Annotated in this window: 6 protein-coding genes; 1 reads left to right on the top strand and 5 read right to left on the bottom strand. The window is 47.2% G+C overall.

The window, feature by feature from the left end; genetic code table 11:
* Positions 1-1,173: 1,173 nt before the first annotated feature.
* Both SAPGRDRAFT_RS16520 and SAPGRDRAFT_RS16515 read right to left on the bottom strand, forming a co-directional pair.
* Positions 1,174-1,446, bottom strand: a complete 273-nt coding sequence (locus SAPGRDRAFT_RS16520) for a DUF7710 domain-containing protein (protein ID WP_002660402.1) — start codon at positions 1,444-1,446, stop codon at positions 1,174-1,176.
* A gap of 96 nt (positions 1,447-1,542) precedes the next feature.
* The gene (locus SAPGRDRAFT_RS16515) at positions 1,543-1,902 is read right to left on the bottom strand and encodes a hypothetical protein (RefSeq protein ID WP_253271352.1); all 360 of its coding nucleotides are present in this window, start codon (positions 1,900-1,902) and stop codon (positions 1,543-1,545) included.
* Between the two features lie 1,861 nt (positions 1,903-3,763).
* On the opposite strand from SAPGRDRAFT_RS16515, the gene SAPGRDRAFT_RS16510 reads away from it, so the two are divergent.
* A complete protein-coding gene (locus SAPGRDRAFT_RS16510; RefSeq protein ID WP_002660399.1) occupies positions 3,764-5,458 on the top strand; it encodes a tetratricopeptide repeat protein in 1,695 nt (564 codons plus the stop codon).
* A 256-nt stretch (positions 5,459-5,714) separates the two neighbouring features.
* On the opposite strand, the gene accC is transcribed toward SAPGRDRAFT_RS16510, so the two are convergent.
* The 3 genes from accC to mazG form a co-directional block, all read right to left on the bottom strand.
* Positions 5,715-7,208 carry an acetyl-CoA carboxylase biotin carboxylase subunit gene (gene accC / locus SAPGRDRAFT_RS16505; protein WP_002660397.1) on the bottom strand — a complete coding sequence of 498 codons (1,494 nt, stop codon included), beginning with the start codon at positions 7,206-7,208 and terminating at the stop codon, positions 5,715-5,717.
* A 19-nt stretch (positions 7,209-7,227) separates the two neighbouring features.
* Positions 7,228-8,424, bottom strand: a complete 1,197-nt coding sequence (locus tag SAPGRDRAFT_RS16500) for a pyridoxal phosphate-dependent aminotransferase (protein ID WP_172635372.1) — start codon at positions 8,422-8,424, stop codon at positions 7,228-7,230.
* Between the two features lie 269 nt (positions 8,425-8,693).
* The gene (gene mazG, locus SAPGRDRAFT_RS16495) at positions 8,694-9,458 is read right to left on the bottom strand and encodes a nucleoside triphosphate pyrophosphohydrolase (protein WP_037350911.1); all 765 of its coding nucleotides are present in this window, start codon (positions 9,456-9,458) and stop codon (positions 8,694-8,696) included.
* Positions 9,459-9,800: the final 342 nt, after the last annotated feature.

The following is a 9,800-nucleotide window of genomic DNA, read 5'->3' as shown; positions in this document are numbered from 1 at the left end:
CGCAACCATGGGCTTCAGCCCATGGCAGAAAAGGCGAGCTCCTAGAATCTTTAATTAAGCTTAGTCAACAGCGGCTATGCTTAGCGCCCTGGGCTGAAGCCCAGGGTTATTACCTGAGCGAACTGACGGAGAAAGTCCTTGTTCGCTTTTTCTACTTGTAGCTTTCCATTAAGCTTCAGCCCAAAACTACCTAGCCACTAAAAAACGCTTTCTTTATCTCTTATCTCTCCTTTTTCAAAAAAACCCAGAAAAAGTTGAGGGACTAATAAAGGAGAGCATTCAAAATCTTGTGTGCGCCCTTTCCTGCGCCTAGGGACAAGCCCCTAGGCTAGCTTTTTCAGACAGCCCTCTAAAGAGGGCCTTTTGGATATGGCCCTTCTCTGCAATCACAACAGAGCAAAGCCGTAAATCATAATTTGAGGCCCTTTAGGGCTGACTCCATTTATTAGCCTAGGGGCTTGTCCCTAGGCGATGAACAGCAGGCGGCGAAGCCGCCATGGCCGAAGGCCAAACGGCCACAACAAGCCCTTTAGGGCGTCTTCGACGACCAAAGGGAGTAACCGCCCGCCAAAGGCGGGAGGCCCAAAAAAACTACCAATCAATTTCATATATTTATACAGGAGTAAGATATAACTAATATTATTAGGAAGCTTATTGCTCCTTGCTGCCATCGTTTGACCATTCTGATGAATTTTGATTAACTAGTCCGCCAAGAGGCAATAAGAGTAGAGGCTAAGAGGCTTAAAAATAATATGAATATATATACATAAGGTAAAGAGGAGGATATTAGCGAGAATATGGTTATCAGCGGCGCCTGCTTCCAAGCTATTCCTTCTTGATTATAGTAAACTAGCATATACCCTAAATAGGAAACTGTTAATGCAACTGCGATTAGACCATAATAATAGCCCAATTGTTTCATGAAATTTTCGGACCGTCTCCAGTTGCGGCCTCTAATAACTCCAGCAATAAATACTATAAATGTAATTATTAGCCATGACCAATATATGATAATATAGTACATAAAAATATTTTTATTAGGCCAAGCAAAGAAGGCGAGCAACTGCCAACAACAAGCGTCTTTGATGGCGGAAGGGAGTAACCCCAACTACCCATCAATAGAGATACTCGCATAAAGATGGATTCTGCTACTAGAGCAAAGGAATACCTATTTTATCCTCTTTCACCCGACTCATAATGAAAATGCTCTAATGAAGCTGAGCTGAATTTTTGTATAAAAATAGGTGTTTTTTGCTGATCATTTTTAGGCCTAAAATAATGGTTTTCGATAGCCCAGTCATAAACTCCTTCATTAAGAGGATACTTTGTTAGAAGACCTGACAAACCATATTTTTTTATCCATGCCTCAGCTTTATCTACACTAGAAAAAACAGCTCTACAGAGTCGAGCTCCATTTCCTTGAAAAACATAAATATAATTACTCATCTTGTATTATTTATTGGCCTTGCTACAAACCAAAATCCTAAAATCCATACTCCATTTCATGCTCACTTTTAGTAAGTCGAGCCTGCCTCCATTCTACTACTCCTTATAGTAATGCTTACTCCAGATTTCTTGCAGCTCATCAAAAGTTTCTACCCCATCAGAAAATCGCGCTTTTAAATCCGAAAAAGTAAACTTTAATTCAGAACAACGATGACCAAACCCCAACAAGAGAACGAAGGTAACCTCTGTCCTTTTAGTAGAAATAACAGGCTTGAAATCAACATCGTTAATTTCACAGTCATCCAATTCCTCAATTTCACCTAAACTAATATTTTTAAAATCAGAAAACTGAATGGTTAATTTGGGTTCATCATAGATGAGCTCTACCTCCGCCTCGATCCATTTATTATCAAAATCAATCTTTAAGCTCAGTAAAGTAGAGTCGTGAAATTCCACTTCTTTTAAATCTTCAACAGTAATATTTTCCATAGTTATTCTTTAAGGTTTATGATTCCCTAACTAAGCCTTTTTTCTAGATTAAAATTCCTTAAGGCTAGTTGTTTTTTGGGCGGGCCCGCCTGCTAGCTGTGGCTGCAGGTTGAAACCAGCAGCCATACCCCCCCATTCTACATCTATAGTGCGGAGAGGATTAAAATCCTCGACCGCTTTGAACAAGGGCTATTTTTTTCTTCAGTAGCTTGATTTTGTTTTTGTCTCCCCCATAAATTTTATAGGAACCCTAGGGCCTTGGCCCTAGGCTATCGAAAAAATCGCCATCCCCTCCTTCGAGGGGATTTTTCTTTGCCCTTGTGGTTGGGCCGTTGTTTTTTTCTTGCTGCGAACCTTTTCCATTTTTCCAGCAAACAAGGGCTTTAGTTTGCTCTTTGCTCAGCCCCACAAGCATGGACTTCAGCCCATGTCCGTAAAAAAATTCAGAGGTAAAAACAATTGCTATGCTTACCACCTTGGGCTGAAGCCCAGGCTGATTAACTAAAGGAGAAAGCCCTTCTTTGCTTTTTCTGCTTCTCTGGCCCAAAACCGCCCAATGGCTAAAATAGACCTACAAGCAGCAAGAAAAAGTTGAAGGACTAATAAACTGCAACTATGGGGTTTCACAAGCCCCCAATAAAGGTCCTCTAAAGTAGAGTTTAGGTCCAAGCCCCCCAAAATAGTTCTTCTCTACTGTATTTTTTAGCTTAGAAAGTGGAAGAGGCCGCTTGTTTCGCTCAAGCTATCGGTCTAGTGCCCAAAGTCAAGGCTACCCTACTGCTTTATAGACGTCTGGAACTGCATTGTATAGATCCAGAAACCCCAAAGGGGACGTTCCGAACTCTATGAAGGACGTCCTCCAACCCCATAAGAGACGTTCCGAACTCCATGAGGGACGTCCTCCAACCCCATAAGGGACGTTCCGAACTCCATAAGGGACGTCCTCCAACCCCATAAGGGACGTCCCCTAACCCCATAAGGGACGTTCCGAACTCCATGAGGGACGTCCTCCAACCCCATAAGGGACGTTCCGAACTCCATGAGGGACGTCCCCTAACCCCATGAGGGACGTTCCGAACTCCATGAGGGACGTCCCCTAACCCCATGAGGTATGTCCCCCAACCCCAGAGGGGACGTCCCCTAACCCCATTAGGTACCTTCCTATACCCCAAAATAGACGTCCTAGGACGTCTATTTTGGGGTCCTACAACCTATATTATGTAGTTCCACAACCTATACCGTACAGTTAACCAACGTATATTATACACTTCTGCAACCTATAGCATGGAGTTCAGGACGACTCTTATGCAGTAGAGGGACCTATAACGAACAGTTTAGTGACTGTATTCAATGACTTTGACAAGCTATATCATAGAGTTCAGGAGGACTAAGAAGGAGTTTTACCAATCATTCCCTAGAGATAAGCCCCTAGGCAGAGTCTGTTTAAAATTTTGTGTCTGCTCTTTCCTGCGCCCAGGGACAAGCCCCTAGGCGATGAATGGCAGGCGGCAAAGCCGCCATGGCCGAAGGCCAAACGGCCTAGCGATGCGAAAGGGGGCGGCGAAGCCGCAGACCAAGGAGCGAAGCGACGAAGGGCCGAGCAGACCTGCGAGCCCTGAAGCGTAGCGCCGCAAGGCGAAGCCGCAGCGGAGGCCCCAAAAATAATCCTCCTCAATAAAAAATTGGGGGAAACGGAACTTATTTAGGTAAAAAAGCAATATCAATCGCTTTTTTTGTAACTTAATGCTGCCAACATTTAACCTACTTATGGATAGCCGTGCAGGGCTAAACAGGCCATTGCCCAGCCACAGCCATTAAAACCTTAAAAATGACAAAAGTAGAACTGATCGCTGCCTTAGAAGAGGCGCAGTCGAAAGCTGATTTCTACCAATTGGATAGTTTAATTGAAGAGGCCAAAACAGAATATGGCGAAGAGGCCTTCTGTTTTTATTATCAGGCCGAATACTATCGTTTGCTCAAGGACCAAGAGCAGGCGATTGATTTTTACCAAAAAGCGATTGCCATCTCGCCCCAAGCCAATTATCGTTTGGCCCTGGCGCTGAGCTTGTTGCAAAAAGGAGAAGCCGAGGAAGCCCTGGCCCTTTTGCAGGCCTTGCAAAAAGAAATTCCAGAAGAAAAAGACTTGCAATATGCCCTAGCACTTTATTATAGTAGCCAGGGAGAGGAAGAAAAAAGCCTTTTGCAACTCAATAAGCTGTTGGCCCAAACCCCCGATGATGTGTTGGCCCTCCGCCTAAAAGTGGACAGCCTAGAGCAGTTGGGACAATATGAAGAGGCCCTCCAAAGCCTACAGTTTTTAAAGGGAGAAGAGCTCGGCGCTATCTTATTGGCCCAGCAAGAAATTGCTCTACTCAAAAAACTAGAACGCAGCGAGGATGCCATTAAGGCCTATCGAGATTTAATTGCAAGCGACCCCAAAAACATTGAATATCGCCTCGCTTTGGGCGATTATTATATGCAGTTGGCCAATTATGAAGAGGCCCAATATTGCTTTGCCGATGTACTAGACCTTGAAAAAAAACAGGGCGGACAAACCGCTTATACCCTCAAGAAAAAAGGCCGTGCCCTCCTCTATCGCAACCAACTAAAAGATGCACAGGCCGACTTTAAGGCCGCCATGAAAACCGATGGCGATGATAGCGAAAGTTATCTGCTTTTGGCCCAAACTGCAGAACGGCTCGGGCAGTTGCCTATGGCCAAAATGTACTTGGAACTCGGCCTGGATATGGCCGCCTATAACCGCTGGCCCCTCTATCAAAAACTCGGACAGATTGCCCTGGCCCTAGAAGAATGGACCGAAGCCGAAAAAGCTTTTGAAGGCATGACCCGAGAAGCCGCCGGCAAAGCAGAAGGCTTTTATCAACTTGGCCTGCTCTATATCCGCCAAGGCGATTTGGCCAATGCCTACGAAATGCTGCTAGAAGCCGATGAGGAGTTTCATGAAAAGGCCATGGATATGCTCAAGCTGCATTGTGCCGACTTCCTGGCCAAAAAGGCCAAGGAAGAAGAAGGGGAAATGCTGGACGAATTTGCTGCCGCTATGGCCAAAAATGCCCAATCTCCCTTTATCCAGCAGGTTGATGCCAAGCTCTGGACGGTCCACCGCAAAGCCACAATTGCTCAAAATCCCTTGCTCAAGGAGCTGCCCAAAGAGATGCAAAGCCTCTTGCTCAAAGCCTTTGAGGGCATGCTTTTGCAACTCACACCCAAGGGACTTTTCCTCCTTAATTTGGGCCAAAAACCTACTCGCGCTATTTATCGCATCCTCAAAGAGGCCAGCTCTGGCGTAGCCATCGAGCTGCAACCGCTAGACAGTGGCAAAATGAGCCAAAATATGCAGTTCCGCCTCCGCAAAGCCTTCTTTGTGCTCTGTGGCATTGGCGAGGGGGACGCAAAACTCGACATTTATTTCCAAGAACAATCGCCTAAAGATTTGCCCGCCGCCATTAAGGCCGCCTATAAAAAAGCAGATCAGGCAGAAGAACTGGCTTTTTTGAAGTAGTTCTTTGCTCCAATATACCCCAAAGGGCGCTAGCGAATTGGCTAGGGCCCTTTTTCTGTTTAGGAGGAGGTCTATTTTCTTTTGGGGCTGCCCCGCCCTGCGGGCGGGTCGGGCCATTTCGCAGCTCGCAAGTCTGCTCGGCCCTGCGTCGCTTCGCTCCTTGGTCTGCCGCCTTCGGCGGCCCTGCTACAGCCCCTCAGCCGAAAAAAAAGGCCCAAAACAATCGTTTTGGGCCTTTGCGCGATACAGCTAAAGCTTAGTGCTTCGCTCTATCTTTCCAAGCAGAACGCTTTGCGCCCTGATTATTGCTAGCGGTTGTTGCGCTAGCCTTATTTCCTTTTTGATCGAGCAAATGCGCCACTAGCATAGCGGCCAAAAGCTCCTCTTCGGGCGCTTCTTTTTGGAGCAATTCGGGACGGAAATAGTTTTTAACAAAATGCGTATCAAACTTTCCGCTCACAAAAGCCTCATGCTCTAAAGCAAAGCGGCCAAAGGGCAAGGTTGTGGCTGGACCATCAATTTCATATTCCTCAATCGCTCGCAACATCCGACTGATGGCCTCTTCTCTATCCTTACCATAAGTAATCAACTTGGCAATCATCGGATCATAGTAAATGGGAATATCCATACCTTCCTCATAACCATCATCCAAACGAACGCCCACGCCTTTGGGGCCGCGGTAGCGCTCCAAGCGGCCAATAGAAGGTAAGAAATTATTGGCGGGATCTTCGGCATAGACCCGAAGCTCTAGCGCATGTCCCTGAATCCTCAAATCCTCTTGCTTAATTTGTAGGACTTCTCCCCTAGCAATGAGAATCTGTTGACGGACCAAATCCACTCCAGAGATGAGCTCTGTTACGGGATGCTCTACCTGCAGACGAGTATTCATTTCTAGGAAATAGTAATTATTATTTTCGTCAAAGATAAACTCTACTGTTCCGGCGCCTATATAATCACAAGCCCGGGCCACATCACAGGCAGATTTGCCCATAGCTGCTCGCAGTTCCTCGCTCAAAATAACAGAGGGCGCCTCTTCGATGACCTTTTGGTGGCGGCGTTGGATGGAGCATTCTCTTTCAAAAAGGTGGATTACATTGCCATGTCCATCAGCTAGGACCTGAATTTCGATATGGCGGGGAGAGCTAATGTACTTCTCGATAAAAACGGAGCCATCACCAAAAGCATTTTGGGCCTCAGAAACGGCTCTTTTCATTTGCTCTTCTAGCTCTTCGGCCTTTTCGACAATACGCATTCCTTTTCCACCTCCACCAGCAGAGGCCTTAATGAGAATGGGAAAGCCAATCTCGGTGGCTACGGTTTTGGCTTCTTCAATATCGGTCAAAGCATAATCGGTACCGGGCACCAAGGGAATATCATAAGCTTTGGTGGCTTCTTTAGCGGCCAATTTGCTCCCCATCATTTCGATGGCCTTAGGTTTTGGACCAATAAAAGTGAGGCCTGCGGCGGCTACGGCAGCTGAAAAGCCTGCATTTTCGCTCAAGAAACCGTAGCCAGGGTGAATCCCATCGACCCCTAACTTTTGGGCTTCTTCAATAATTTTATCGGCCAAGAGATAAGATTGATTAGAGGGCGCAGGGCCCAAACAAATCGCCTCATCGGCATAGCGTACATGTGGAGCGAGGCGGTCGGCCTCCGAATAAACGGCCACAGTAGCAATCCCCATTTCTTTACAGCTGCGCATAATGCGCAGGGCAATTTCGCCACGGTTGGCTACCAATATTTTCTTCATTGCGTATCAGTCGTTTAAATTATTTTAATTTTTCGCAGGCCTCCGCTATGCGGCGGCAAGCTTCTTTGAGGTCTTCTTCGCCTAGGGCGTAGCTCAGGCGCAGGCAGTTGGCATTGCCAAAGGCAGAGCCGCCCACCAGGGCCACATGGGCTGTTTCTAGAAGATAAAGGACCAGGTCCTCATCGGTTTGGATCTGGTAATTTCCGTAGCTTTTGCCAAAAAGGGCCGAAACATCGGGAAAGAGGTAAAATGCCCCTTGGGGTTTATTTACCTTAAATCCAGGGATTTGGCGCAGCAGCTCGATGAGTAAATTGCGGCGGCGTTCAAAGGCTTCGCGCATGGCTAAGGTGGCCTCTTGTTCGGCTTCTAGGGCATAGGCGGCGGCCATTTGGCCAAAAGCATTTGCGCCAGAAGTAAACTGTCCTTGAATTTTGATACAGGCATCGGCAATCCATTGGGGGGCGGCCATATAGCCTAGGCGCCAGCCCGTCATGGCAAAGCCTTTAGAAAAGCCGTTAACGATAACGACCTGTTCTTTGATTTGATCAAATTGGGCTATACTCGCATGGGCTTGGCCACTGAAGTTAATGTACTCATAAATTTCATCTGAAACAATGATTAGATTGGGAAATTCTTGGAGCACCTCCACCCAACTGGCCAATTCTTCTTTTGTGAGCAGGCTGCCTGTGGGATTACAGGGAGAAGAATAGATGAGTAGGCGGGTTTTGTCAGAGATAGCGGCTTTAAGTTGTTCGGCAGAGACCTTAAAATCTTGCTCTATACCTGCAGAGACGAATTTCACGCTGGCCCCACTTAGGTTGATGATTTCCTTATAAGAAACCCAATAGGGGCTGAGAATAATGGCCTCATCGCCTTCTTCTAGCAGGGCCATAGAAAGGTTGGCGATCGCTTGTTTGGCGCCATTGGAGACTACAATTTGGCTAGGCGTATACGCTAGGCCATTATCTCGCTTAAATTTATGGCAAACGGCTTGGCGCAATTGGGGCAAACCGGCCACGGGGGTATATTTGGTAAAGCCCGTTTGCAGGGCTCGAATAGCGGCATCTTTAATATGCTGGGGCGTATCAAAATCGGGTTCTCCAAGGCTGAGGCTAATCACGGGATGTCCCTGAGCGGCTACATCTCTAGCCAATTGGGCCATGCGCAAGGTGGCCGATTCTTCCATTTGTGCTAAGCGTTGAGCGAGGCGTTTTATCATGTTGTTCTTTTTTTTACGTTCTAGAAAGAGAGCTGCTTCTCTTTTGTCTGATTAGCTGTTTTGCTTTATGTTGTTGCTTTGGGCAGTAGGAGGCGGCTTGACCGCCTTTGGCCTGAAGGGCCAAAATGGCCTAGCGATGTGCAGGGGTGGCCGAAGGCCAGACCGAGCAAAAATGCTTTGCATTTTTTGCGCAGGGCCGAGCGAGCAGCGAGCCCCGAAACATAGCGCCCGCAGCTTGCTGCGGGAGGCCCCAAAAGCAGGACCTCCTACTTAGTTTTTGCTTCATTCCAGAGGGCATCCATTTCGGACAAGCTCATTTCGTCTAGTGGTTTATTGGCCTGTTCTTCAATGTATTGAAAGCGTTTGATAAACTTGCGATTGCAGCGTTCTAGGGCCAGTTCGGGATCCACTTTGAGGAAGCGGGCATAATTGATCATAGAAAAAAGCAGGTCGCCAAATTCCTCTTCAATTTTATCTTGTTCGTTATTTTCGACCTCTGCTTCTAGTTCGGCCAATTCTTCTTTGACCTTAGCAAAAACGGCTTGGCGTTCCTCCCACTCAAAGCCCACTTGCTTGGCTTTTTCTTGGATGCGGTAGGCTTTGACCAGGGCGGGCAGTGATTTTGGCACCCCTTGCAAGACTGATTTTTTGCCTTCTTGCAGTTTAATTTTCTCCCAATTGGCTTTGACGGTAGCCTCATCTTCGGCCTTGGTATCGCCATAAATATGGGGGTGTCTGCGGATGAGTTTTTCGCAGAGATGATTCAGGACATCGGCCACATCAAAGGCGCCTTGTTCGCTAGCGATTTTGGAATAAAAGACCATATGCAGCATAACATCGCCGATTTCGCCTTTGAGTTCGTCCAGGTCATTTTCCAGAATGGCATCGGCCAGTTCATAGGTTTCTTCGATGGTCAGGTGGCGGAGGCTTTCGAGCGTTTGTTTGCGGTCCCAGGGGCATTGTTCTCGGAGCTCGTCCATAATGTTGAGTAGGCGCTCGAAGGCGGCTAATTTTTCGGCTAGAGTATGCAAGGCAAATAGTTTTGGTCCAAAAAGAGGGTTTGCTTTAAAAAACAAATGTACAAACAAAGTTTGTAGAAGCTAAATTTTTGCTTTGATAAGCTAGGGCCGGGAAAATATCTTTAGGGGGTTGTTCTTTTTTTTGGGGCCTGCCGCCTGCGGCGGCCGGGCCCTTTCAGGGCTCGCAGGTCTGCTCGGCCCTGCGCCAGCAAGCTGGCTGGGTCTGCCGCTGCGCGGCCCCCTTGCAGGCCCCTAGGCCAAGTCGCTTCGCTCCTTTGCGGCGGCTTCGCCGCCTGCTAGCCGTGGCTGCAGGTTAAAACCAGCAGCCATACAACAACCCCATTCTACATCTAT

The sequence above is a fragment of the Saprospira grandis DSM 2844 genome (genome assembly GCF_000275825.1).
GTDB classification, from domain to species: Bacteria; Bacteroidota; Bacteroidia; order Chitinophagales; family Saprospiraceae; genus Saprospira; species Saprospira grandis_A.
This window is presented reverse-complemented; position numbering and strand designations above follow the sequence as displayed.